This is a genomic window from Oricola sp. (assembly GCF_022763245.1).
GTDB lineage: Bacteria > Pseudomonadota > Alphaproteobacteria > Rhizobiales > Rhizobiaceae > Oricola.
The window spans coordinates 1-25431 of sequence record NZ_JALEGV010000032.1 but is presented as its reverse complement, the minus strand read 5'-3'; the positions used below and the strand labels follow the sequence as shown (position 1 = coordinate 25431).

General features: G+C 64.9%; 25 protein-coding genes. 17 read left to right on the top strand and 8 right to left on the bottom strand.

Annotated elements, in window-relative coordinates:
- Positions 1 to 284: 284 nt before the first annotated feature.
- From MRY80_RS13890 to MRY80_RS13870, 5 genes are read left to right on the top strand one after another with little or no spacing between them, the layout of a single operon-like run.
- Positions 285 to 1103 (top strand): creatininase family protein, encoded by an 819-nt coding sequence (locus tag MRY80_RS13890; protein WP_293291623.1) that lies wholly within the window; start codon positions 285 to 287, stop codon positions 1101 to 1103.
- Entirely contained in the window at positions 1096 to 2718 is a 1623-nt protein-coding gene (locus MRY80_RS13885; RefSeq protein WP_293291622.1) for a CocE/NonD family hydrolase, read from the top strand. Before MRY80_RS13890 ends, MRY80_RS13885 begins: the two co-directional genes overlap by 8 nt.
- Positions 2711 to 3739: an ABC transporter ATP-binding protein gene (locus tag MRY80_RS13880; protein ID WP_293291621.1), complete on the top strand. Its 1029-nt coding sequence runs from the start codon at positions 2711 to 2713 to the stop codon at positions 3737 to 3739. The genes MRY80_RS13885 and MRY80_RS13880 overlap by 8 nt, the downstream gene beginning before the upstream one ends.
- Before the next feature lie 38 nt (positions 3740 to 3777).
- The gene (locus tag MRY80_RS13875) at positions 3778 to 4818 is read left to right on the top strand and encodes an extracellular solute-binding protein (protein ID WP_293291620.1); all 1041 of its coding nucleotides are present in this window, start codon (positions 3778 to 3780) and stop codon (positions 4816 to 4818) included.
- The gene (locus tag MRY80_RS13870) at positions 4815 to 6503 is read left to right on the top strand and encodes an ABC transporter permease subunit (protein WP_293291619.1); all 1689 of its coding nucleotides are present in this window, start codon (positions 4815 to 4817) and stop codon (positions 6501 to 6503) included. Before MRY80_RS13875 ends, MRY80_RS13870 begins: the two co-directional genes overlap by 4 nt.
- Here MRY80_RS13870 and MRY80_RS13865 read toward each other — a convergent pair.
- A complete protein-coding gene (locus MRY80_RS13865; RefSeq protein WP_293291618.1) occupies positions 6491 to 7408 on the bottom strand; it encodes a LysR family transcriptional regulator in 918 nt (305 codons plus the stop codon). The genes MRY80_RS13870 and MRY80_RS13865 overlap by 13 nt on opposite strands.
- A 108-nt stretch (positions 7409 to 7516) precedes the next feature.
- Here MRY80_RS13865 and MRY80_RS13860 point away from each other — a divergent pair, with 108 nt between their 5' ends.
- The 5 genes from MRY80_RS13860 (at position 7517) to MRY80_RS13840 (ending at position 11933) form a co-directional block, all read left to right on the top strand.
- A complete protein-coding gene (locus MRY80_RS13860) occupies positions 7517 to 7942 on the top strand; it encodes a cupin domain-containing protein (RefSeq protein ID WP_293291617.1) in 426 nt (141 codons plus the stop codon).
- A gap of 1 nt (position 7943) precedes the next feature.
- Positions 7944 to 8735 (top strand): isochorismatase family cysteine hydrolase, encoded by a 792-nt coding sequence (locus tag MRY80_RS13855; RefSeq protein WP_293291616.1) that lies wholly within the window; start codon positions 7944 to 7946, stop codon positions 8733 to 8735.
- 2 nt (positions 8736 to 8737) lie between these two features.
- Positions 8738 to 9121: an oxalurate catabolism protein HpxZ gene (gene hpxZ, locus MRY80_RS13850; RefSeq protein ID WP_293291949.1), complete on the top strand. Its 384-nt coding sequence runs from the start codon at positions 8738 to 8740 to the stop codon at positions 9119 to 9121.
- Positions 9122 to 9127: 6 nt separating this feature from the next.
- Positions 9128 to 10270: an amidase gene (locus MRY80_RS13845; protein WP_293291615.1), complete on the top strand. Its 1143-nt coding sequence runs from the start codon at positions 9128 to 9130 to the stop codon at positions 10268 to 10270.
- Positions 10271 to 10346: 76 nt separating this feature from the next.
- Positions 10347 to 11933: a gamma-glutamyltransferase family protein gene (locus tag MRY80_RS13840; protein WP_293291614.1), complete on the top strand. Its 1587-nt coding sequence runs from the start codon at positions 10347 to 10349 to the stop codon at positions 11931 to 11933.
- A 75-nt stretch (positions 11934 to 12008) separates the two neighbouring features.
- Here the strand turns inward: MRY80_RS13840 and kduD are convergent, their stop codons facing one another.
- Genes kduD through MRY80_RS13825 form a run of 3 tightly spaced genes read right to left on the bottom strand, consistent with a single transcriptional unit; the run spans position 12009 to position 14432 of the window.
- Positions 12009 to 12761, bottom strand: coding sequence for a 2-dehydro-3-deoxy-D-gluconate 5-dehydrogenase KduD (gene kduD / locus MRY80_RS13835; RefSeq protein WP_293291613.1), 753 nt, complete (start codon positions 12759 to 12761; stop codon positions 12009 to 12011).
- On the bottom strand, positions 12758 to 13597 hold the full coding sequence (kduI, locus tag MRY80_RS13830) for a 5-dehydro-4-deoxy-D-glucuronate isomerase (protein ID WP_293291612.1): 840 nt from the start codon (positions 13595 to 13597) through the stop codon (positions 12758 to 12760). Before kduI ends, kduD begins: the two co-directional genes overlap by 4 nt.
- A gap of 37 nt (positions 13598 to 13634) precedes the next feature.
- On the bottom strand, positions 13635 to 14432 hold the full coding sequence (locus MRY80_RS13825; RefSeq protein WP_293291611.1) for a GntR family transcriptional regulator: 798 nt from the start codon (positions 14430 to 14432) through the stop codon (positions 13635 to 13637).
- A gap of 225 nt (positions 14433 to 14657) precedes the next feature.
- Here MRY80_RS13825 and MRY80_RS13820 point away from each other — a divergent pair, with 225 nt between their 5' ends.
- Genes MRY80_RS13820 through MRY80_RS13810 form a run of 3 tightly spaced genes read left to right on the top strand, consistent with a single transcriptional unit; the run spans position 14658 to position 17532 of the window.
- On the top strand, positions 14658 to 15629 hold the full coding sequence (locus MRY80_RS13820; RefSeq protein WP_293291610.1) for a sialic acid TRAP transporter substrate-binding protein SiaP: 972 nt from the start codon (positions 14658 to 14660) through the stop codon (positions 15627 to 15629).
- A gap of 25 nt (positions 15630 to 15654) precedes the next feature.
- Positions 15655 to 16242 carry a TRAP transporter small permease gene (locus MRY80_RS13815; protein ID WP_293291609.1) on the top strand — a complete coding sequence of 196 codons (588 nt, stop codon included), beginning with the start codon at positions 15655 to 15657 and terminating at the stop codon, positions 16240 to 16242.
- Between the two features lie 12 nt (positions 16243 to 16254).
- On the top strand, positions 16255 to 17532 hold the full coding sequence (locus MRY80_RS13810) for a TRAP transporter large permease (RefSeq protein WP_293291608.1): 1278 nt from the start codon (positions 16255 to 16257) through the stop codon (positions 17530 to 17532).
- 20 nt (positions 17533 to 17552) lie between these two features.
- Here MRY80_RS13810 and MRY80_RS13805 read toward each other — a convergent pair whose 3' ends face one another.
- The 4 genes from MRY80_RS13805 to MRY80_RS13790 are packed head-to-tail and all read right to left on the bottom strand — an operon-like array spanning position 17553 to position 21083.
- On the bottom strand, positions 17553 to 18287 hold the full coding sequence (locus MRY80_RS13805) for a GntR family transcriptional regulator (protein WP_293291607.1): 735 nt from the start codon (positions 18285 to 18287) through the stop codon (positions 17553 to 17555).
- A gap of 35 nt (positions 18288 to 18322) precedes the next feature.
- Entirely contained in the window at positions 18323 to 19606 is a 1284-nt protein-coding gene (locus tag MRY80_RS13800; RefSeq protein ID WP_293291606.1) for a TRAP transporter large permease, read from the bottom strand.
- Positions 19607 to 19612: 6 nt separating this feature from the next.
- On the bottom strand, positions 19613 to 20059 hold the full coding sequence (locus MRY80_RS13795) for a TRAP transporter small permease subunit (protein WP_293291605.1): 447 nt from the start codon (positions 20057 to 20059) through the stop codon (positions 19613 to 19615).
- 43 nt (positions 20060 to 20102) lie between these two features.
- Positions 20103 to 21083 (bottom strand): C4-dicarboxylate TRAP transporter substrate-binding protein, encoded by a 981-nt coding sequence (locus MRY80_RS13790; RefSeq protein ID WP_293291604.1) that lies wholly within the window; start codon positions 21081 to 21083, stop codon positions 20103 to 20105.
- 158 nt (positions 21084 to 21241) lie between these two features.
- Between MRY80_RS13790 and MRY80_RS13785 the strand changes: the two genes are divergently transcribed.
- The 4 genes from MRY80_RS13785 to MRY80_RS13770 all read left to right on the top strand — a co-directional run.
- Positions 21242 to 22111 carry an SMP-30/gluconolactonase/LRE family protein gene (locus MRY80_RS13785; protein ID WP_293291603.1) on the top strand — a complete coding sequence of 290 codons (870 nt, stop codon included), beginning with the start codon at positions 21242 to 21244 and terminating at the stop codon, positions 22109 to 22111.
- Positions 22112 to 22131: 20 nt separating this feature from the next.
- Positions 22132 to 23874: an L-arabinonate dehydratase gene (gene araD / locus MRY80_RS13780; RefSeq protein WP_293291602.1), complete on the top strand. Its 1743-nt coding sequence runs from the start codon at positions 22132 to 22134 to the stop codon at positions 23872 to 23874.
- Between the two features lie 8 nt (positions 23875 to 23882).
- On the top strand, positions 23883 to 24617 hold the full coding sequence (locus MRY80_RS13775) for a ribonuclease activity regulator RraA (RefSeq protein WP_293291601.1): 735 nt from the start codon (positions 23883 to 23885) through the stop codon (positions 24615 to 24617).
- Between the two features lie 23 nt (positions 24618 to 24640).
- A partial coding sequence (locus MRY80_RS13770; protein ID WP_293291600.1) for an aldehyde dehydrogenase family protein occupies positions 24641 to 25431 on the top strand: 791 nt, incomplete at its 3' end.

Below are 25431 nucleotides of genomic sequence, written 5' to 3'. Positions count from 1 at the left end.
CCGGCGATACTCCGGCGCCGCGCGCATCCGCGCCCGCCGGCAGACCGACCTTCCACAGCTGACAATTGACACGTCCCGACCGTCGCTGGTCGGGATGTCGGCGTCGTGCGTGCGTTCAACGATCATCGAACCCGCGGACATCCTGCTTCCCGTTGCCGGAGCGTTCCGGCCGAACTGTTGATCGTTGCTGAAAAGGCAACAGAAAAGACTAAAATCGGTGTTTTTCAAGCACCGCCACTTCTGCCTATCCTCGCTTCGGGAGGTGTGGAGCAAGGAGTGCTGCGGTGAAGCTGAAGTCGAACTGGTGGTGGGATCTGACGACCCGCGATTTTTCTGAAATCGACATGAGCAAGGTTGTCGCGGTGCTTCCCGTCGCCGCCATCGAGCAGCACGGACCACACCTGCCGGTGCGCGTGGACAGCGCCATCAACGCCGGCATCATGGAGCGCGTGGCGCAGAAGCTGCCGGACGACCTTCCCGTCCTCATCCTGCCCATGCAGGCGGTCGGCAAGTCCGTCGAACACACCGCTTATCCCGGAACCCTGACGCTCAGCTACGAGACCCTGGCGCGCGTCTGGTTCGAGATCGCCGAAAGCGTCTATCGCGCCGGCTGCCGCAAGATCGTCTTCGCCAATTCCCATGGCGGCCAGCCGCAGGTGATGGAAATCGTCTGCCGCGAACTGCGCGTGAAACTCGGCATGTTCGCGGTCAGTTCCTGGGCGACCGGCGGCGCGGACATGTCGGACCTGTTCGACGCCCATGAGAAGAAACACGGCATCCATGGCGGCGAATACGAGACGTCGGCCCTGCTGGCGCTGCACCCCGATCTCGTCGACATGCAATATGCGGACGATTTCGTGCCCGTCTCCGTTCAGATGGAGCGCGACAACCAAATCCTGACCCCGGAAGGCGGCATCGGCTACGGCTGGCAGACCCAGGACATCCAGCCCTCCGGCGCCTGCGGAAACGCCGCGGCGGCGGACGCCGAACGGGGAGCCGTCGCGCTCGATCGTGCTTCGTCGCGTTTCGTCGCGCTGTTGCGCGAGGTCGCCGATTTCCCGCTGGAGCGGATCACCGGCAAGACCATGTACAACGATGCTTGACGTGGTCGCATCGCGCAAACAGGCCCGCGCCCGCCTGCCGGTCAAGCCGCCCGAACATGGCGAGCTGCAGCTTGCGGACGGAACGCGCCTCGTTGCGACGATCTGGCGACCGGACACGGCAGAGACCCTCCCGGTCCTGCTCATGCGCCAGCCCTACGGCCGGGAGATCGCCTCCACGGTAACGCTGGCCCACCCCTCCTGGTACGCGGCGCACGGATATGTCGTCGTCATCCAGGACGTGCGGGGCGCGGGCGATTCCGAAGGCGATTTCGAAGCGCTGGCCAACGAGGCAGAAGACGGTGCGCAAACGCTGGAATGGGCACGCAACCTGCCGGGTTCCAACGGCAAGATCGGCACCTACGGCTTCTCCTATCAAGGCACGACACAGTTCCTGGCTCTCGCGGGCGGCGGCAAGCCGGACGCCATGGCCGTCGCGATGGCATCGTGGAACCCCGTCGCCGACTGGGCATCGGAGGGTGGTCTTTTCCGCACCGCCATGGCCAGCGGATGGGCCGCCCAGATGGCGCGTCTGAAGGCGCACAGGCTGGGCGACAAGCAGGCGCTTCGCGAGCTTGCCCCGGGAAAGGACTGGACGGACTATTTCACCTTTCTGACCGCCCGCCCCGACCTGTCGCACCTCCCGAGCTGGGCGAGAGGCGACGTCGCTGCCAATCCGTCCGGCCTGCTCAACCCTCCGCCGCCGGTCCCCTTGCTGCAGACCGCCGGTGCCGCGGACCTGTTCCTGAGAGGAACCCTTGCCGCGGATACCGCCTTCCGCGCCGTCTCGCCGGAGACGACCCACCTGATCCTCGCCCCCTGGGGCCATATCGGATGGAACCGCTCGTCCGGTGCTGCCCGGCTCGAAGCCGGCGCCGAATTCTCCGTCGACCGCGCGCAACTCGCCTTCTTCGATCATTATCTCAAGGGCCTCGGCGAGATGCCGGCCCCACTGCGGGCCTACGACGCCGGCACCGACGACTGGCGCGAAGTCCCGCTCGCCGATCTGCGCGGCCCGGCCAGCCGGCACTTCGCATTGTCGTCCGACGGACTGGCAGCGACGCTTCTCAGCGACGGCCGCCTTTGCGAACCCTTCGACGCGGAATTCGAAGAAGGCTTCGACGTGATCGTGCACGATCCGCTGAAGCCCGCTCCCCTTGTCGGCGGCGTGGTGGGCACCCCGCCCGGCCCCGTGGACACCGGCGCGCATGACGACCGGGCCGATGTCGCCTGTTACACCACCGACCCTTTCGCCTGCGCCCAGACGCTGATCGGACAGGCGGAGGCGAAGCTCTCGGTAGGCATCGACGGAAACGTCACCGCCCTCGGCGCGACACTGGCACTGGTCACCGCCGAAGGCGCGTCGATCGCGCTGGCGACCACGGTCGCGCCGGTCGAGGCGGGCCGCTGCCGGCTGACATTCGAGGGTCTCTGCCGGACCCTGAAGCCCGGCGAGGCGCTGCGCCTGGCGATCCAGGTCGCCCCCTGCCCGCAATTCCTGCCCTATCCCGCGCTGGACCTGCCCGAACCGGGCGTGCGCGCGGCCACCGTCACCCTTTGCCACCAAGCAAGCGAGTTTCTTCTGCCGATGAAAGACCTGGGCCAATCCGATGCGTGAACGCGGCTATCTCATTCTCGACGCGGTCACCGCGATGTATGGCGAGACTGTCGCGGTCGACAAGATCACGCTGGAGATCGACAAGGGCGAACTGCTCTCCCTCCTCGGCCCCTCCGGCTGCGGCAAGACGACGACCCTGCGCATGATCGCCGGCTTCGTGCCGCCGGCCTCGGGCCACATCACGATCAACGGCAAGGACATCACCAACCGTCCGCCGCACAAGCGCAACATCGGCGTGGTGTTCCAGTCCTACGCCCTCTTTCCGCACCTGTCGGCGCTCGAAAACGTCGCCTACGGACTGCGCATGCGTCACGTTCCGGCCGCCGAGCGGCTTGAGCGGGCCAAGGCGGCTCTCGAAACGGTGGGCCTCGCGCCCTTCGCGGAACGGCTGCCCGGCAACCTCTCGGGCGGTCAGCAGCAACGCGTTGCGCTGGCGCGTGCGCTGGTGATCGAACCCGAGGTGTTGCTGCTCGACGAACCCCTGTCCAACCTCGACGCGAACCTGCGTTCCGAGATGCGCGACGAAATCCGCACGCTCCAGCAGCGGCTCGGCATCACGACGATCTTCGTCACGCACGACCAGCAGGAAGCACTGTCCATGTCGGATCGCATCGCGGTCATGAGCGGCGGCGTGATCAGCGAGCTCGGGACGCCGACCATGCTGTGCGACGCGCCGAAAACCGCCTTCACGGCACGGTTTCTGGGCGCCCGGACGGTGCTATCCGGCGACGTCGAGGGCGGTGTCTTCCAATCCAAGGGCGTCAGTTGCAGCGGCGCGCCGGACAGCGCCACCCTGATGGTGCTGCGCGCCTCGCGGCTGCGTCCGAGCGACAATCCGTCAGGCCCCTTGAGCCTCTCGGGCACGATCAGCTCGGTCAACTATCTCGGGGAGACCTTCGAGATCGATCTCGCATCGGCGAGCGGCCCCGTGCGGCTGATCATCCCCTCCGACATGCCGACACCCGTCGTCGGCGCAGTCACCCGTGTCGAAGCCCTGCCCGGGGCGGTGACGTTCATCTGAAGCCCTCCCAACCTCCCAACCAACAGAGGAGACCTCCCATGAAAGTGAACCGCAGACAATTTGCCGGCATGATGGCCGCGGGGCTTGCCGCTCCGGCCTCCATCATCCGTCCGGCCTACGCCCAGCCCAAGCCCGGCGACGAACTGGTCGTCGGCATCTGGGGCGGCGCCCAGGAGAAGATCGTCAAGGCGTTCATCGAGCCCAAGCTGGTCGACAAGTATGGCTGCAAGGTCTCCTACGTTCTCGGCGGCACCGGCGACCGTCGCGCCCGCGCCTATGCCGAGCGCGGTCGCCCGAGCTTCGACGTCCTCTACCTGAACATCTACGAAAGCCGCCAGGCGGTCGCCGACGGCGTGACCCAGGCCCCGACCGAGCGCGTGCCGAACTTCGAACACCTCTATCCGCTGGCCCGCAAGGGCGGCTACGGCGTCGCCTTCAACCCCTGCACGATCGTCTACGACAAGACCGCCGCGTCCAAGCCGATCACCTCGTGGAAGGACATGTGGAACCCGGAATGGCAGGGTCGCATCGCATGGCCGGACGGTCTGGGCGCCGAAGGCATCTCGGCCCTGATGATGACCGCGAAGGCGTGGGACATCCCGATGGAGGATTTCGACGCGATCGTCGAAAAGGTCAAGGAACTGAAGCCCTTCGCCGGCATCCAGTCGAGCCAGGCGCAGCTCTTCGACATGCTCGACCAGAACATCGCCGACCTCTCCGTCGAGTTCGCCTCGTTCACGCGCATGTATGCGGAAAGCCGCAACCCCGATTGCGAGATCGCCAGCCCCGTTGAAGGCCAGGCCGTGACGATGAACGTCGCCTGCATCACCGAAGGCACCAAGAACCAGGTTCTCGCCGAAGAGTGGATCAACCTCCACCTCGAGGAAGAGACCATGCTCGCCTACGCCAAGGAGATCTACTACTCGCCGACGGTCGACAATGTCGAAATCCCGCCGGAACTCCAGGGCAAGGTCATCACCGGCGGCGACGTCAGCAGCCTCGTGGACTTCGACTGGGATTACATCAACGCGCATCGCTCCGAGTGGCAGGCGAAGTTCGACCGGGAGATCGCCGGATGAAGCGCTGGATCGGACCGGCTCTGTCGCTGCCTGTAACGGCGTGGCTTCTGCTTGCATTCGCGGCACCCATGGGCGTTGTTCTCCTGCTGTCGCTGCATGAATTCCCGAGCCCCTTCGGCCCGGTGTTCCAGAAGCCGTCGCTGGTGCAGTTCGCAAAGATCCTGTCCGATCCGTTCTATCTTTCCATCATTGCCGAAACGGTGGGGCTTGGCCTCGCGGTCACCATCGTTTCGGCGGTTCTCGGCTATCCGCTGGCCCATTGGCTCGCCCGGATGCCGTCGAAGTGGCGCGCCCTGTCGTTCGCCGTCATTCTCATCCCGCTCCTGACCAATGTCGTGGTGCGGTCGCTCGGCATCATCCTGCTGCTCGCGCCGAAAGGCCTGTTGAACACGGCCGCGGGCTGGCTGGGGATCGGGCCCTTCGAACACATGCTGTTCACCCATGGCGCCGTCGTCGTCGCGCTCGCGCAGGTCTTCATGCCCTTCATGGTGCTCGCGCTCTACGACAACCTGCAGAACACCTCGCCACGCATTCACGAAGCCGCCGAAAGCCTCGGAGCCTCGCCCGCGATCCGGTTCCTGACCGTCGATCTGCCGCTGTCGCTGCCCGGCCTGCGCTCCGGCATCATCGTCGTCTTCCTGATGACCACCACCTCCTATGTCTCGGCGACGCTGCTCGGCGGCAAGAAGGTCTGGACGATCGGCATGCTCGTCATGAACGAGGCGATCTCCAACCTCAACGCGACCATGGCCGCCGCCCTGTCCCTCGTCATGACCGCCGTCGGCCTCGCCTTCATCGCGCTCACCACCGTTCTGCTGAACCGGTTGATGCTGTGGCGCCAGGGCAAGCCGTCGACGCCATGGACCATCCCGCCGCTCGTCGCCATGCTGGTCGAGAAGCTCGGCCCGCTGGTCAGCCGCCTCCTGCTCGCGGTTGCGATCGGATTGCTCATCCTTCCGCTTGCGCTGGTGATGATCCAGAGCTTCAACGACGTTCCCTTGGCAACCGCCGCCGGCTTCAAGGGCTTCACGCTCGAATGGTACCGCCGCGTGCTCGTTGACGGAGACTACACGCAGAACTTCATCATCTCGGTGCAACTGGCCCTCGTCTCGGTCGTGGCGGCGATCCTGCTGGCACTGCCGGCGGCCTTCGCCCTCGCACGCTACCCGTTCAGGGGCCGGACGGCGTTGCTCGCCTTCTGGATGCTGCCACTGTCGCTTCCCGGCATCGCGATCGCCGTGGGCATGCTGAAGCTCCTGCAGATCTACATCATGATCCCGCCCTTCATGGGGCTGGTGGCGATCCACGTCGTGGTGATCCTGCCCTTCGTGATCACGCTCCTGACCACCTCGGTGCTCTCGCTCGACTATGCGCTGGAGGAGGCTGCGGCCAGCCTCGGCGCGTCGCATGTCCGCCGTTTCACGAGCGTGACGCTTCCGGGCCTGATGCCCGGCCTGTTCGCCGCCGGGCTCGTCGGCTTCCTGATGAGCTTCGGGGAAGTGACCGTCACCGCCTTCCTGACCACCGCCCGGCTGACCACGCTGCCGGTCCGCATCTATTCGGAGGCAACCTTCGCGCTCGAACCGACCGCCCACTCGATCTCGGCGATCCTCATCGTCATCACGACCGTCGCGCTCGCCCTTCTCGGACGCTTCGTGCGGCTCGACAGGCTCTATTCGAGATGACCGCCATGCGCATTTCCCCGGTTCATCGCGGCCTTGAAATACTCGGCGAGCACGCTGCCGAGAGCCGTCGGGTTGCGTTCCGGGCCGAGCAGGACCAGCCGCTGGGTTTCCCGCGCCAGGTCCTGGACGGGAACAAAGGACAGCTTGCCGGCCGCAGCCTCCGTCTCGATGTCGAACGGCGTCAGGAAGGTCACGCTGTCGCTCATCATCACGACATGGCGCATTACCTCGATCGAGTTGGTCTCGATGAAGTTGGAAGGCCCCTTGCCCGACTGAGCCAAGATCTGCTCCAGATGCGGACGGATGACAGTCGTCGAATCCGGGACGACGAATGTATAGTCGAAACACTCGCTCAGACGGACGCTCGACCGGCCCGCGAAGGGATGCGAGGTGGAGACGACGAGGCCGAGCGGCGCGACCGCGACGGCCAGTTGGCGAACGTTGGCGCGGGACGGAAAATCGAAGCCGATTGCGAGATCGACCTCCCCCTCCGCGACGGCCGCGATCATCTCGTCGGGCGTCGTCATCAATTGCAGCCGCACCAGCACCTTCGGGTTCGCGTTGCGAAACTGCATCGCCACCCGCGGCACGATGTTGCCCGAAAGGCCGCTCATCAGCGCCACCGCCACCTCGCCGCGGCGAAGCCCCTTGAGATCCTCGATCAGCGCGTAGGTGCGGTTCATCTCGCGCAGCGTCTCGCGAATGTGGACCAGAAGGATTTCGCCGGCTGCCGTCAGCGAAACGGAACGCGGCTGGCGGTTGAAGATCGGCGACCCGATCTCGTCTTCCAGGGACTTGATCTGCCGCGAAATCGCCGACGCAGCGACGTTCAGCTTGTCGGCCGCCGCACGAATGGAGCCCTGCCGCGCGACCTCGTCGACATAGGTCAGAATTCTTGCGTGCATGGGCATGGCGTTGCCTTTTCAGTACCGAAATCAGGAAATTTGGCGCCGAAATTAGCACGCATACCAAACCCCATCCAGACAAACCGCATTTTGAGAAAAGGATAGGACATGCAGAAATCCTTCACGTTCGAACAGGTCGGCAAGGCGGAGGTCTGGAAGATATCTCCCGATGACACGAACTATTTCGCGATCCTATTCGACCCGGCGAATTCCCCGACCGAAAACATCTACATCGTCGAAATATTCACCAAGGGCGGCGCGACCCCGCCCAACAGCCACTCCCATGCACACGAGTTCTTCTACGTGATCCACGGCGAAGGCGTCGCGTCCTCGGACGGAGAGTCGCTGAAGATCGGGAAGGGCGACGCGCTCCTGCTGGAGCCCGGCTCGGTTCACATCATCGAGAACACGGGCGAAGGCAAGCTCTACACGCTGACGGTCATGACGCCCAACCAGGACTTCTCCGAACTCATCCGTTCGGGCCACCGGGTCGAGCTCGATGACGAAGACAAGCGCGTCTTGCTGGGAGCCTGAGATGGCGGAAAGCTCGTCGGATACGCTCCTGCCGCTCGGCGCATCACCGCGAAACGCATGGAAGGTGAGCGCGGACGCGGTCGACATGACCCGTGCCTCCAGGCCGGTCAATCCTCTCACCGTCAACGACAATGGCCGCAGCCTGACATTCGATCTGGCGCGCACCGGCATCGTCGTCATCGACATGCAGAATGACTTCTGCCACGTCGACGGCTGGCTGTCGCATATCGGCGTCGATGTCTCGCCCGCGCGCGCGCCGATCGCTCCCCTGACTAGGCTGCTCCCGATCCTGCGGACGCAGGATGTGCCGGTGATCTGGCTGAACTGGGGAAACCGGGCGGACCGCATGAACCTGCCGCCCTCGGTGCTCCACGTCTACGATCCGGACGGCCGGTCCACGGGCATCGGCAAACCGCTTCCGAAGAACGGCGCGCATGTACTGGAGGAAGGCAGCTGGGCGGCCGAGATCGTCGATGAGCTTGCGCCGGAAGAAGGCGACATCGCCGTTTCGAAATACCGCATGTCCGGGTTCCAGGACACCGAACTCGACAGCATCCTGCGCAACCTCAACCTGACGACGCTCCTGTTCGCTGGCGTGAATGCCGACCAGTGCGTCCTTTGCACGCTGCAGGACGCCTCGTTCCTCGGCTACGACGCCATTCTGCTGGAGGACTGCTCGGCGACGACGTCACCGGGGTTCTGCATGGACGCAACACTTTACAATGTACGGCAATGCTTCGGCTTTGTTAGCACCTCGACGCAAATGATCGAAGCGCTGGAGACCAGGTCTTGAGCGTGGCAATAAACCTGCGCGATCCATTGGACGAACTCACCGCAGTGTGCGACCAATACGAAACCGCGCTGATGGAGAACGACATCGACCGTTTGGACGCCCTCTTCTGGAACGACAGCCACACCCTTCGCTACGGCGTCGGCGAGAACCTCTACGGCATCTCGGAGATCCGTGATTTCCGCAAGGGTCGCGCCGGCGGTTCGCCGCAACGCGACGTGATCAGGCGCGAAATCGTCACCTTCGGCGACGACATGGGCGTCTGCAATCTCGAGTTCAAACGCCAGGGCGGCAGCCGCATCGGCCGGCAAAGCCAGACCTGGATGAAGACGGCGGATGGCTGGCGCATCGTCTCGGCACATGTTTCGCTCATGCAGGACGGCTCGTAACGCACAATGACAGGTCCGTTCGTCAAGAGATTCGATCCCCCGCTCGGCGGCAGCCAGGGCCCGCTTGCCGGAAAGCGCCTGGCGGTCAAAGACAATTTCGACATCGCAGGCTTTGTCACCGGCTGCGGCAACCCGGAATGGGCCGGCACGCACGGGCCCGCGGAAAAGACGGCGCCGCTCGTCCAGACACTGCAGGACCAAGGCGCTGCGATCGTCGGCAAGACCCACATGGACGAGCTGGCCTATTCCCTGATGGGCCAGAACGCGCGGTTCGGAACGCCGGAAAACCCGGCAGCGCCCGACCGCATGCCCGGAGGATCCTCCTCGGGATCCGCCACGGCCGTCGCGAGCGGCGCGGCCGACATCGGGCTTGGCACCGACACCGGCGGTTCCGTGCGGATACCGGCATCGTTCTGCGGCCTGTTCGGCTGGCGCCCGACGCACGGCCTGCTTTGCGCAGACGGGCTCGTGCCGCTCTCGCAGAGCTATGACGTGCCCGGCTTCATGACGCGTGACGGCGAGACAATGCAGCTGCTGGCCGACCTCCTCGCGCCCGAAGCGGAGTTGCGCGATCCCGAACTGCTTCGTCCCGTGAAGCTGTGGGAGCTCGCCGATCCCGACACCGTGGAAGCGCTTTCCGGTTTCCCCGGGCGAGAGATCGGCCCGCTGTGCTCGCCGGAGATGTATGACAGCCTCCTGCCGACCTTCCGCGTTTGCCAGGGATCCGAGGTGGCGCACAATTTCGCCGACTGGATCTCGAAGACGAACCCTGCATTCGGACCCGGCATCCGGGAGCGCTTCGCCGGCGCCGTGGCGCTTACCGCCGGAGAGATCGCCGACGCCCGCAAGCAGCGGACGCGCATTGCCGAGTATCTCGTCTCCGTCGTCACGCCTCGGCGCCTGCTCGTCCTGCCCACCGCGCCCGCGCCCGCGCCGCTGCGCACGTCCACCGGCGACGAGATGGAGACCTACCGCAACAAGGCGCTCACGCTCCTCTGTCTCGCGGGCCATGCCGGCCTGCCGCAGGTCACCATACCGACACGCGACGCGTCCGGATTGCCGGTCGGGTTTTCGCTGATCGGACCGAAGCGCAGCGATCGGGCGTTGATCCGCCTCGCCTGCGACATCGCCAGGAGCACGTCGCATTGATGCCCCGGACAATCGCCGGTAAACGCAGCGCTGCGGCGCTGCCGATCAGCAAGGCCTAAGGGGCGGACCAGTATCGATGCTTCACTCTGCAATGGGATTTCGAGGTGCGTTCTCCGCACCGCACCGCGCGGCCGCCCTGGCCGGACGGGACGTTCTGGATGCCGGCGGCACCGCCATCGAGGCGATGGTGAGCGCGGCCGCGACCATCGCGGTGACCTACCCGCACATGAACGGCATCGGCGGTGACGGCTTCTGGCTGATCAAGATGCCGGGCGCCGACCCGGTCGGCATTTCCGCATGCGGACAGGCAGCAGCGCTTGCCACCCCCGAATGGTATGCCGAACGCGGCCACACCGCGGCACTGCCCACCCGCGGCGCCGAAGCCGCGCTCACCGTTCCGGGCACGATCGGCGGATGGGCCAAGGCGCTGTCGCTGGTGCCCGACGCGCGCCGTCTGCCGCTGGCGCAACTGCTCGAAGACGCGATCGCCCATGCACGCGACGGCATCGCGGTGACCGGCAACCAGTCCCGCACGACAGCGGAAAAGCTCGCCGGGCTTGCCGACGTGCCGGGCTTCGCCGACATCTACATCGTCGACAGCGCCCCGCCCGCACCGGGTTTCCGGCTGCGCCAGTCCGCCTTGGGCGAAACGCTGACATGGCTTGCCGAAGCCGGTCTCGACGATTTCTACGCCGGCGAAATCGCCGCGACGCATGCCGCCTTCCTGGCGGAGCACGGCAGTCCGCTGCGCGCCGAGGACTTCACCGCCTACGCGGCGCAGGACGTTGCTCCCCTTAAGGTCGCGACGTCCCACGGCACGCTCTACAACATGCCGCCTCCGACGCAGGGCGTCGCCTCGCTCATGATCCTCGCCTTGTTCGACCGCCTGAACGTCGCCTACGGAGAAGGCTTCGAACATGTTCACGGCCTGGTGGAAGCGACCAAGCAGGCCTTCCTGCTGCGCAACGCCGGCCTTGGCGATCCCGACGCGATGAGCGAACCCGCACAGGACTGGTTGCAAGACGCGCTGCTCGACGAACTGGCCGGTCGCATCGATGCGGAGAAAGCCCTGCCCTGGCCCCATGAAGCCAAGCGTGGCGACACGATCTGGATGGGCGCCGCCGACAAGGACGGCATGATCGTCAGCTTCATTCAGAGCGTCTTCTGGGAATTCGGTTCGGGCCTCACCTGCCCGCAAACCGGCGTGGTCTTCCAGAATCGCGGCGCGGGCTTCTCGCTCGGCGACGGACCGAACCGCCTCGCGCCGGGGAAACGGCCGTTCCACACGCTCAATCCGGCGCTCGCGGAACTCTCCGACGGTCGACTCTTCGCCTATGGGACCATGGGCGGCGAAGGACAGCCACAGACACAGGCGGCGGTGTTCAGCCGCTACGCCCGGTTCGGCGCGGATCTCCAGCAGGCGATCACCGCACCCCGCTGGCTTCTCGGCAAGACCTGGGGTGACGACACGGCGACGCTGAAGCTGGAAGACCGGTTCGAAGGAGAGCTTGTCGATCGCCTGCGTACTGCCGGCCACAATATCGAGATGATCCCGCCCTTTTCCGATCTCGCGGGCCATGCCGGCGCCGTCGTCCGGCATCCCGACGGCCTGATGGAAGCCGCCTCCGACCCCCGCGCGGACGGCGATGCCCTGGCGTTCTGAGGGGGCTTCCATCCTCACTGGCATCGATCGTCACGTGTGAAACGCCGGCCTGCTGGCGATGCGCCTCGGCCTCGATCAGCGTGCCAGCCAGCCACCATCCACCGGAAGCACCACACCGTGCACATAGCTCGCCGCGTCGGAGGCGAGATAGACGACCGCACCGGCGATGTCCTCCGGCTTGGCCCAGTGGCCGGCGGGAATACGGTCGAGGATCGCGTTGTAGCGCACCGGATCGTTGCGCAGCGCCTCGGTGTTGTTGGTGACTACGTAGCCGGGCGCGACCGCGTTGACATTGATGCCGAGCGGCGCCCACTCGCAGGCGAGCAGCCGCGTCAGCCCGGCGAGCCCGCTCTTCGACGCCGTGTAGGAGGCAATGCGGATGCCGCCCTGGAACGACAAGAGTGAGGCGATGTTGACGATCCTGCCGCCGCCCCGCGCCTTCATGTGTCGCGCCGCCGCCTGGCTCAGGAAGAAGACGGACTTCAGATTGGTGTCCAGCACCGCGTCCCAGTCGTCCTCGGTGAAGTCGAGCGCGGCGTTGCGGCGGATGATGCCGGCATTGTTGACGAGGATGTCCACGCCGCCGCCCCACTCCACCGCCTCGTCGATCACCGGAGCGAGATTGGTGGTCACGGACAGGTCGGCGTGGATGGCATGGAAGCGGCTCTCGTCATTGATCCGCTCCATGGTCTCGTTCATCGTCGAACGGCCGACGGCGGCAATCTTCGCGCCGGCTCCGGCCAGTGCCACCGCGACGGCCTGGCCAATGCCCGTATTGGCGCCGGTGACGACCGCGGTGCGGCCCTCGAGCGAGAACGGATTGCTCATCGCAAGGTCTCCATCGCCACCATGTCCATGTCGGTGAATTCCTGGTTGTCGCCGGCCATTGACCAGATGAAACCGTAATTCGACGTGCCCGCCCCGCAATGGATCGACCAGCCGGGCGAGATGATCGCCTGTTCGTTGGCGACGACCAGATGGCGCGTTTCTTCCGGCTCGCCCATGAAATGAAAGACCCGCGCGTCCGGCGCCATGTCGAAATAGAGATAGGCCTCCGACCGCCGGTCATGGGTGTGGCACGGCATGGTGTTCCAGACGCTGCCCTCGGCAATCGTGGTCATGCCCATCAACAACTGGCAGGAGGCGCAGATGGCGGGGTGAATGTATTGGCGCAACGTCCGCTTGTTCGCCTGCGCGTCTTCACCGATTTCAACGACATTGGCCTCGTCTCGAGCAATCACGCGGACATCGTGGCGCGCATGCGCCGGGGTTGAGACGAAGTAGAATTTCGCCGGATTGGCGGTCGGATCGTCGCTGTAGAAGGCGATTGTCTCGACACCCATCGGAACATAGAGGCAGTCCCCGGCGGGAAGGGCGATCGTCTCCCTGTCGAGGATCACGCCGCCCGCCCCGCCGATGTTGAAGACGCCCATTTCACGGCGCGCCGTGAAGCTCGGCACCATCCAGTCAGTCGGTGCGGCCAGGTCCAGCGGCTCCGCGCCAGGCAGCGCCCCGCCGATCACGGTTCGATCGACATGCGAATAGGTCATCCGGACCTCGCGTGCCGAAAACAGGTCGGTGACGAGGAAGTTGCGGCGGAGCGCGTCGGTGTCGAAGCCGCGCGCCTCCGCCGGGCTCACGGCTTGGCGGATTGAAATGCTCATGGGTTCACACAGCCCTCCCTGCTGCAGGTTCAGGTGGTCATTCGGCGATCAGTTCGCTGTCGACGGCGGGATCGAAGATGAAATAGTCGGGCCACATATCGCGGAAGACCGCGATGTCGAGTTGCAGCTTGTTGAGGTGCTGGACCATCGCATCGACGGCCGCGTCCGCGTCGCGGCGCTCGATGGCATCGACGACGGCCTCGTGCTCACCGACGACCTTCAGCATGCGGCCCGGCTGCGGCAGGGTTAGGCGGCGGTAGCGTTCGATCTGGATGCGTATCTGCTGGATCATGTCCCAGATGCCGGCGAGCCGCCCGGCGGAAGCGATCGCCGCGTGGAAATCGTCATCCGCACGGTGGAAGGCAGCCTCCTCACCAGCCTCGGCCCTTTCGCGCTGCCGCTGGATGATCGCACGGATTTCCATGAGCTGGCTCTCGCTTGCCTTGGCCGTCGCCTCGCGGACCGTGACCTCTTCCAGCGCCCGGCGCGCCACCAGTGCCTCGCGCACCATGGCGAGCGGAATGCGCGCAACGAAGGTGCCGGATTTCGGGACGACGTCGATCAGCCGGTCCTCGGCGAGCCGCAGCACCGCCTCGCGCACAGGCGTGCGGCTGATCCCGTAGCGCTGGGTCAGTTCCTTCTCGTTGATCGCGGTGCCGGGAACGAGTTTCATCGAGATGATGTCGCCGCGCAGATCCTGATAGACGACGTCGGAATTCTTTGCCGGCGCTGACATGCCGTGGTGACCGTTCACACGGGGCGGAGAATTCGGGGCCCGCGGCTTGCGCGGGCGGTTCGCCTGTTCGGTGGTCTCCATGTGGTCGCCGTCTGTCATGCCGTTCCATTCACGATTCGCGGACTTGCCGTCCGGCTTCATTGTTAGCGAGGAGCGCCGCCTTTCCCAGAGCGTCCGTCGGGAACGTCCGCCCGGCGGTCGGCGATGCCACTTGCGGTTGATTTCTTTCTAGTATATTAGATATATCTTGTATACTAGAAAATTCGGAAATTTCGAATGGAGGATGGGCGTATCGCCGCCCGCAGACACGCAAGGGAGGAAGCGATGTTGAAGAAACTGATGACACTGACGGCTGCCGCAGCAGCCGTGGCGATCGCCGCCACGGGATCCGCATTCGCGGTCGAACTGAAATGGGCCCATGTCTACGAGACGGGCTCGGACTATCACCAGGTCGCCGAATGGGCGGCCGAAGAGGTCAAGAAGCGCACCGACGGCCGCGTCGAGATCAGCGTCTTCCCGGCGTCCTCGCTCGGCAAGGAAGTCGAGATCAACGAGGGTCTCGGGATCGGCGCGGTGGACATCATCTACACAGGTCCGAGCTTCGTGGAGCGCTATTACGGCCCGCTCGCGATTTCCGATTACCCCTTTATCATGCGCGGCTTCGACCACTGGAAGAAGTACCGCGAGAGCGATCTCTTCAAGGACCTCTCGGCCGGCTATCACGACGCGACCGGCAACACGGTAATCGGTCTCGTCTATTACGGCCAGCGCCACGTCACCTCGAATTTCCCGATCCTCAAACCCGACGACATGAAGGGGCTGAAGATTCGCGTTCCGAATTCGCCGGTGATGCTGATGTTCCCGAACGCGGTCGGCGCGAACCCGACGCCGATGGCCTTTTCGGAAGTCTATCTGGCCCTGCAGCAAGGCGTGGTCGACGCGCAGGAAAATCCCCTGCCGACGATCAAGTTCAAGAAGTTCTACGAGGTGCAGTCGAACATCAACCTGACCGGCCATCTCCTGAACTCGCTGCTGATCATCGCGTCTGACGGCGCCATGAGCAAGATGGGCGACGACGCGCCGGCAGTGGAAGAAGTCCTGCAGGAAGCCGCCGCCAAGGTGTCCGACAGCATCTACCAGGCGGAGACCGACCTGATCTCCTGGTTCCGCGACGAGGGAACCCAGGTCAACGAGGTCGATCGCAAGCCTTTCCAGGACGCGGTGTTGCCGAAGCTCACCGACTGGGACAACGTGCCCTACGACAAGGAGCAGTTCGACCGCCTCCAGGCACTTTGACCCTTTGAACGGAAGTCGGACCGACATGACGACCATGCCAGTCGACGACAAGCAGACGGAGCGCGCGGAAGAAACCGCGCGCTCCGCTTTCGAGGCCGGGGAGGATGCGGGCCCCGTCGATATCAGGTTGGTCGACCTGCCGGGCCTGCTCGCGCTGTGGGGACTGGCGGTGATCGTCTTCCTGCAGTTCTTCACCCGCTACGTGCTCAACGACAGCCTCGCCTGGACGGAGGAGATCGCGCGCTACGTGCTGATCGTCGTGACCTTCTTCGGAGCCGTCACCGTCACCCGCAAGGGCGGGCACATCTTCCTCGAGTTCTTCTATCGCTACATCCCGAAGACTCTGGCCAAATGGCTCGCCGTGGCGATGGAGCTGATCTCCTGCCTCTTCTACGGCTACATGGCCTGGGTCGCGGTGGAACTCGCCCTGAAGACGAAGACCAAGATGGCCTCGGCGGAGATCCCGAAAAGCCTGCTCTACTGGGGCGTGGCGGTTGGTCTCGCCGTGATGGCGCTTTTCTCGCTCGTCTGGCTGGTCCGCAAGATCCGCCAGAGCCCCGACGCCGTGCTCCAGGACATCGAAGAGCACGCACTGTCCGAAATCCCCGAATAGAGGCGCGCGGTCATGGAACTGACCCTGATGTTCGTCATGCTCTTCGCGCTGCTCGTCGCCGGCGCCCCCGTCGCCGTCGCGCTTGGCGTGTCGTCGCTCTACTTCATCGCGACGTCGGGCATGCCGAGCCTCGTCGTGCTGCACAACATGGTCAACGGCATCAACTCCTTCCCGCTGATAGCGGTGCCGTTCTTCATCATGGCCGGCCACCTGATGAACACCGCCGGCATCACCACCAAGATCTTCACATTCGCACGCGCCACCGTCGGCTGGATGCATGGCGGGCTAGGCCATGTGAATGTCGGCGCCAGCGTCATCTTCGCGGGCATGTCGGGCGCGGCGGTCGCCGATGCGGGCGGCCTCGGCAATATCGAGATCAAGGCGATGCGCGAAGCCGGCTACGACACCGACTTCTCCGTCGGCATCACCGCGGCATCATCGACCATCGGGCCGATCATTCCGCCCTCGCTGCCTCTGGTCGTCTACGGCGTCATCGCCGACACCTCGATCGGCCAGCTCTTCGCCGCCGGCCTGATCCCCGGCGTGATCATGGCGCTGGCCCTGATGGCGATGGTAGGCGTCTATTCGCGCATGCGCGGCTATCCGCGCGACGACCGCTTCAGCCTGCGCGTCTTTGTGGTGACCTTGGCCGACGCGCTGCTGCCGCTGTTCACGCCGATCATCATCGTGGGGGGCATCCTGTCGGGAATGTTCACCCCCACCGAGGCCGCGATCGCGGCGGTCGCCTATTCGCTCTTCCTCGGGCTCATCGTCTATCGCACGCTCGACCTGAAGCGCATCCTGCGCGTATCCATGGACACGATCGAGACGACCGCCTCGATCATGATGATCGTCGCCGCCTCGGCGATCTTCGCCTGGATCCTCACGGCCAACCAGGTCGCCAACCTGTTCGCCCAGCAACTGCTCGGCCTGACGCAGGATCCCACCATGATCCTGCTGATCATCATGGGGATCGTGCTCTTCGTCGGCTGCTTCATGGAGACGATCGCCGCGATCACCATCCTGACGCCGGTGCTGCTGCCGGTGGCGATGCAGATCGGCATCGACCCGGTTCATTTCGGCGTGATCCTGATCCTCAACCTGATGATCGGCCTGCTGACCCCGCCGGTCGGGATGGTGCTCTACGTCCTGTCGAAGGTCGCCGCCGTGCCGTTCGAGCGATGCGTCATCGCGACCGCACCGTTCCTGATCCCGCTGATTGGCGTCCTGCTCCTGCTGAGCTTCGTGCCGGCACTGTCGATGTGGCTGCCGGTCTATCTCTATCGCTGAGACCGCAGGACGCAAAAAACCTACGTGTCGGAGGACTCGTTGAAGAACTCCGGATGCAGTTCCATGATCGCGGGCACGGATGCCAGCGTCCCCGAGAGATGCGTCCGAACATGGCCCTCGACATCGTCGAGACGCCCTTCGGAGATCGCCGTCAGGATCTTCTCGTGCAGATCCAGCACATTCGCCATCTTGCCCGGATCCGGCAGGTTGAGCCTGCGCAGCCGGTCGATATGGCCGGAGCGTCCGGCGATGAGATGCCACAGCGACGCGACCCCGGCCGCCTGGAACAGGGAGAGATGAAACAGCCGGTCGAGCGACGTAAATTCCGGAATGTCGCGGTCCTCGCCGGCCATCTTCTGCAGCTTCAATATCCTGAAGGTGGGCAGCAGAAGCTCCGGGTCGCGCGCCTTGGCAAGCGTCTTCGCCACTTCCAGTTCGACACCGAGGCGAAGGAACTGGGTCTCCCTGGCGCGCGCGACGTCGATCCGCGTCACCAGCGTCTTAGACTGGGGATAGGAAACGACGAGCCCTTCCTTCTCCAGCTCCTGTATCGCCTCTCGGACCGGCGACTGGCTGACACCGTGCTCCTTGGCAAGGTCGGCACGCGACAGCACCGTGTCCGGCGGCATATCCAGCGAAATGATCAGCCGTCTCAGCTTCGCATAGACCCGGCCCGCTGCCGAACCGTGCTGGATAGGGCCTGTCAGTTCGTCTGACGCCTTGACCAAAGCCTCCGACAGGGAACTGACATTCATGGGCGCATCACCTCGCAAAGCGTTCTCCTCGACACCTACATCAGCCGACCGGGCAGCAAAAGGGAGAGCGCCGGAAATGCCACCAGCGCCGCGAGAAACACCAGCATCGCGATGAAATAGGGCAACGACGCCTTGGAGAATTCGCCGGTCTTTACATCCAGGATCCCGCAGACCGTGAACATGATGACCCCGACCGGAGGCGTCAGCCCGCCAATATTGATGAGCGTGACCAGCAGGATGCCCATATGCACCGGATCGAAGCCCGCATGGACCAGGACCGGCAGCACGATCGGCGTGACCAGAAGAATGTTCGCCGCGCCTTCCAGAAACATGCCGCTCACGAGAAGCAGCAGCAGCACGAGGATCAGGATCAGCACCGGCTGCTCGGTCATCGAAGTCACGAGCGCGGCGATCTGCTGCGGCCCCTGCTCTATCGTGACCGCATAACCCAGCACGGCCGCCATCATGATCAGCAGCATCACCATGCCGAGATCGGTGACCGATCCCCTGATCGCCTCGTAGAGTTTGGAAAGCGTGAGCTCGCGATAGATGAAGAAACCGACGAACAGCGCGTAGAAGACCAGGAAGGCGCCCGCTTCGGTGGCCGTGAAGAAGCCGAACCGGAAACCGACGATCAGGATCACCGGGAATGCCAGCGCCCAAAGGCTCTCCCTGAAGCTGGCCGACAACTGCGCGAAGGTCGGCGGCTCGGCAAGATCGGGCGCATAGCCGTTGCGCTTCGCGACGATCCAGGCGGTCACCATCAAGGTGAGCGTCAGCAGGATGCCCGGAATGACGCCGGCCAGAAAAAGCCGCCCGATCGAGACCTCGTTGATGAACCCGAACAGGATGAGGCCGATGCTCGGCGGGATGGTCGCGGTGATGATCGAGCCGAAGGCGAGCACCGTCGCGGTGTCGGCCTTCGAATAGCCGCCCTTGGAAATCATGCCCGGGCCGAGAAGCCGCGCTTCCATCGATGCGTCAGCGACCGCCGAGCCGGAAATCCCGCCCATCATCAGGCTCAGCACGATGGACACCTGGCCCAGCCCGCCGGCGAGCCAGCCGGTCAGCAAACGCGCGAACTTGATCAGCCTGTCGGTGATCCCCGTGGAGTTCATCAGATTGCCCGCGAAGATGAAGAACGGCACGGCCAGGAGCGGAAAGCTCTGGGTAGCCGTCACCATTTTCTGGATGGCGACGGTCGGCGGCATCGTGCCGGTCAGGACGAAGACCGGAAACGACGCCAGCGCCAGCGCAAAGGCGACCGGCATGCCGCTGATCAGGAAAAGCGCGAACAGGCCCGCAATGAGAAGCAGCATCGGGTGTCAGTCTTTCTTGCGAAGGTCGGTGACGAGCTTGACGGTCAGGGTGCGGATCATCAGCGCGAAACCGACCACCATGCTGGCATGGAAATAGGAACCCGGGGTCTGCAAAGCGCCGTCCAGCCGGGGATGCATCAAGATCATGTTCTTCCAGGCGAAGCGGATGAGATAGACCAGCAACACGATCAGCACCGCGAGGTTGATGATCTCGATCGCCTTGCGGCCACGAGCCGGCACGTTGTCGAGAAGAATGCTGATCCCGAAATGCCGCTGGTCCTGCAACGCCAGGTCGATGGCGAAGATGCACAGCCACAAGAACAGCAACTGCGCGACTTCGATCGACCAGATGATGGGCGATCCGGCGGCCCGCGCCACCGACGCGAACCCGACCAGGATGACCACCGCCGCAAGCAGGATTGCGGCGCAGGCAAATTCTATACGTCTCAACATGGACAATTGACCCGTTTCGCCCGCGCCGCCGGAGGAACCCGGATTAGCGTCCCAGCACCTTGTTGACGATCGCGGCCTCGGCTTCGAGGTCGAGCTTGCCGTAGACGCCGGCCACAGCTTCCTTGAACGGCGCGAGATCGACATCAGAGACCGTCACGCCCTGATCGGCAACGAATTTCATCGCCTCTTCGCCGAGGTCGATCGTCAGCTGCGAGGCGTAGCGGCCGTTTTCGACGGCGAGATCGCGAACGATCTTCTGGTTGTCCGCCGAGATCTGGTCCCAGGCATCGGCAGAGACCACCAGGGCGGTCACAAGCTGGATGTGGCCGGTCTTGGTCACGTTCTTGATTACCTCGAAGAGCTTGGCGCCCTTGATGGCGGTCGGCTGTGCCTCTGCTGCGTCGATCGCGCCGAGCTGCAGTGCCGAATAGACCTCGCCCCAGGCGATCGGGGTCGGTTCGGCGCCCATGGCGCGGATGGTCTCGATCCAGATCGGCGCGCCGATCGTGCGCATGCGGATCCCCTTGAGATCGGCGGGCACGGAAACCGGCGTCTGGGTCAGCGCGTGGCGCGGTCCCTGGTACCAGTTCGACGCCAGCATCACGAGGCCGGACTTCTCCTTCAACTCGTCGCCCCAGGCGAGGTATTCGTCGGACAGCGCGAAGGTGTCGGCCTGTTCATAGGTGTCGAACAGGAACGGCGCGGACATGATGGCCAAAGACGGCACGAAGCTCGAAAGCCGGGCGACATCGGTCACCGTCCCGACATTGGCGCCGGCGCGCGCCTGGTCGATCATCTCGGTCGTGTCGCCCAATTGCGAGTTGTGGAAGACCTGCACCTTCACGTCGCCATTGGTCGCCGCCTCGACCTCGGATTTGAACTTCTCCAGCCCCTGCCCCATCGGATCGTCAGGCGCGAGAACCGTGCCGATGCGAAGGGTGGTGGCGGCAAATGCGGGCATGCTGAGGCTCAGGCTCGCCGCGATGGCGACGCCGAGTCCGAGCGCTTTGAGCGTTCGATTCATTGGATCCTCCCAATAGGACATCTCGATTTCGGACAACTGATATTTTAGTTGCATTAATATACTTCTTACGTCATTGATCAGGAGTCAACAGGTTTTTGAACGCGCTTCGCCGGCAGCAGGCTGTCAACAAGAAGGGCGCGCGAACGGGAATGGTGAAGTTGGATTTCGAGTTGATCCGCGTGGAGGACGGTCGTGCCGCTCTGGGAGAGAGCCCGGCCCGGGATCCCGAGACGGGTGATATCTGGTGGATCGACGTGACCGGCAGAAAGCTGTTCTGCCTGGACACCGAAGCGAGGACGGTCCGTCATTGGGAGACGCCGGAGTTCCCCGGCTTCGTCGTCCTCACGGGTGCTCGAAAGCCCGCTGTCGGGATGCAGACCGGCATCTATCGGTTCGACCCCGCGACCGCGGCCTTTGAGCGGCTCGTGCCTTTTGAACGCGATGGGCATCGGTTCAACGACGCGACGGTGGATGGGACGGGCCGCCTGTGGACGTCCACCATGGCGCTGGACGCACAGCCGGCTTCGGCCGAGATACTACTCGTCGCCGCAGACCTGACGCTGAAGCCGGTCGCGCAGGGCCTGACCATCCCCAACGGCCTTGCCGTCGATCTCGATAGGAACCGCCTCTTCTATTCCGACTCGCACCCCGACATTCAGCGCATCTGGACGTCGGAACTCGACATTCGCACGGCGCAGACGGGGCCTGCCCGGCTCTTCGCCACCACCGGAGACCTGAAAGGCCGCCCAGACGGCGCCGCGCTGGACGAGCGCGGCCATTACTGGATCGCCGGCGTCGATGGTGGCGAACTCTATGCCTTCGGCACCGATGGACAGGTCGCCGACACGGTTCCCGTCCCCTTCCCCGCTCCGACCAAGATCGCATTCCACGGCACCGACGGACGCTCCGTCGCGGTGACGTCGAAACAGATGGGCGAGGACGGCGGATACATCGCCTTGGGCCGCCTGCCGGAAACAGCGGCCTGCGGCTTGATGCAGCCCTACTGGACCGCAGGCGCACTCACATGAACACCGGCAAGGGAGAAACCATGACGTCAGGCCCGCGAAGGAAGCCCGAGGACCTCAGGAGCGCGCGGTGGTTCAACGCGGACGATCTGCGTTCTTTCGGCCATCGCAGCCGTGTGCTGCAGATGGGCTACGACTACCAGGATTTCATGGGCAAGCCGGTCGTCGCGATCCTCAACACCTGGTCCGACATGAACCAGTGTCACAGCCACTTCCGGCATCGCGTCGAGGACGTCAAGCGCGGCGTGCTGCAGGCGGGCGGCTTCCCGGTCGAACTGCCCGCCCTGTCTCTCAGCGAAAGCGCGGTGAAACCCACCACCATGCTCTATCGCAACATGCTCGCGATGGAGACAGAGGAACAGCTGCGATCGCATCCGGTCGACGGCGCGGTGCTGATGGGCGGCTGCGACAAGACCACGCCCGGCCTCGTCATGGGGGCGATTTCCGCCGGCCTGCCGATGATCTATCTGCCCGCCGGGCCGATGCTGCGCGGCAACTGGCGCGGCCAGACGCTGGGTTCGGGCTCGGATGCCTGGAAATACTGGGACGAACGCCGCGCCGGAAACATCTCCGAGACGCAATGGGGCGAAATGGAAAAGGGCATCGCGCGCTCCTACGGCCATTGCATGACCATGGGAACGGCCTCCACCATGACGGCGATCGCCGAAGCCCTCGGCCTTTGCCTTCCGGGCGCCTCCTCCATCCCCGCCGCCGATGCAAACCACATCCGCATGTCCGCCTCCTGCGGCCGCCGCATCGTCGAGATGATCTGGGAAGACCTGACGCCCGACAAGATCCTGACGCCGCAAGCCTTCGACAATGCGAACACGATCGCCATGGCGACGGGCTGTTCCACCAACGCGATCATCCACCTGATCGCGATGGCGCGCCGCGCGGGCGTGGACCTGGACCTCGACGACCTCGACGAAAAGAGCCGCCACACGCCGGTGATCGCCAACATTCGCCCGGTCGGTACGAATTACCTGATGGAGGACTTCTTCTACGCAGGCGGCCTGTCCGCATTGATGAACCGGCTGGGTGACCGGCTGAACCGCGATTGCCTGACCGTCACCGGCAGGACGCTCGGCGAGACCATCGAGGGAGCGGAAGTCTACAATGACGACGTCATCCGTCCGCTCGACAATCCGGTCTACGCCGAAGGATCGCTGGCAGTGCTCAGGGGCAACCTCGCGCCGGACGGGGCCGTCATCAAACCGGCCACCTGCGCCGAGGCCTTCCTCGTCCACGAAGGCCCGGCCTTTGTGTTCGACAGCTATCCGGAACTGAAGGCGAAGACCGACGACGAGAACTGGGACATCCCGCCCGATGCGGTTCTGGTTCTGCGCAACGCCGGCCCCCAAGGCGGGCCCGGAATGCCCGAATGGGGCATGCTGCCCATGCCGAAGGCTCTTCTGAAGAAAGGCCATCGCGACATGGTCCGCCTGTCCGACGCGCGCATGTCGGGCACCTCTTACGGAGCCTGCATTCTCCATGTCAGCCCCGAGGCCCATGTCGGCGGACCGCTGGCGCTCCTGCGCAATGGCGACACCGTGCGTCTGGACGTGCCCAACCGGCGCCTCGACATGCTGGTCCCCGACGAGGAAATCGCCGCGCGGAAAGCCGCATGGGTGCAGCCCGAGAAGCGGTTCGAGCGCGGCTATGGCTGGATGTTCTCCCGCCACATCCTGCAGGCCGACAAGGGCTGCGATTTCGACTTTCTGGAAACGAGCTTCGGGGCCCCGGTCGGGGAACCCGACATCTATTAGGTGAAACGATGTCCGATTATGTGTTGAGCGAGACCACACGGTCCAGACTGATGCGGATATCCACCGCGTCCATCGCCACCGCCTTGTTCAAGCGCGGCCTGCGCAGCCAGTGCATCCAGGGCGTGCAGCCAGTCGCGCGCAAGCCCGGCAACATGGTGGGGCAGGCCTTCACCCTGCGCTACATCCCGGCCCGGGAAGACCGCAACGACATATCGGTGTTCCGCAACGAGGATCATCCCCAGCGCGTCGCGGTTGAGCAGTGCCCGCCCGGCCATGTGCTGGTGATGGACAGCCGCAAGGACGCCCGCGCCGCCTCCGCCGGATCGATCCTGGTGACGCGGCTGCAGATGCGCGGATGCGCCGGCGTCGTCACCGATGGCGGCTTTCGCGATGCCGAGACGATCGGCGCGCTCGACATTCCCGCCTTCCACACCCGCCCCTCGGCCCCGACCAACCTCACCCTTCACGAGGCAATCGAGATCAACGGTCCGATCGCCTGCGGTGACGCCGCGGTGTTTCCGGGCGACGTGATCGTCGGCGACGGTGACGGCGTGGTTGTCATTCCTGCCCATCTCGCCGACGAGATCGCCGAGGAATGCGCCGGCATGGAAGACTTCGAGACCTTCGTCACCGAAAGCGTACGATCCGGCCACTCTATCATCGGCCTCTATCCCCCGACGCGACGCGAAACCGAGGAGCGCTACGCCCAGTGGCTTGCCGCCCGCGGGACCGACAAGTCATGACCATCCATTCCGCAGGACACGACATGCTGACAGGAAAGCACCTGATTGGCGGCGACTGGGTCGCCGGCGACGCCACGTTTTCATCGGAACCGGCACATGGCGAGGCGCATGACTTCGCGATCGGCACGCCCGCCCATGTGGATGCCGCGGTGACGGCGGCCGAGGAGGCCTTCTGGTCCCATGGCTATTCCAGCCGCGAGGAGCGTGCGGCCTTTCTGGACGCCATTGCCGACGAGATCGAGGCGCGCGGCGATGCGATCACTGCCATCGGCACGTCGGAGACCGGCCTGCCGGAAGCGCGGTTGCAGGGCGAGCGCGGCCGCACCACGGGCCAGCTGCGCCTCTTCGCCAGCCACATCCGCGCCGGCGAGTATCTCGACCTCCGCCATGACGAGGCCCTGCCCGACCGCCAGCCGCTGCCGCGCCCGGACCTGCGCATGGTTCAGCGCCCGATCGGCCCGGTCGCGGTGTTCGGCGCCTCGAACTTCCCGCTTGCCTTCTCCACCGCCGGCGGCGACACCGCGGCGGCACTGGCGGCGGGCTGCCCCGTCGTCGTGAAGGGCCATTCGGCCCATCCCGGCACCGGCGAGATCGTCGCGCAGGCCATCGACGCGGCGATCAAGGCATGCGGCATCCATCCGGGCGTCTTCTCGCTCGTCCAGGGCGGCACGCGCGAGACCGGCCAGGCGCTCGTCACCCATCCGCTGATCCGAGCCGTCGGCTTCACCGGCTCGCTGGCCGGCGGCCGCGCGCTGTTCGACCTCTGCGCCGCGCGTCCCGAGCCGATCCCCTTCTTTGGCGAACTTGGCTCGGT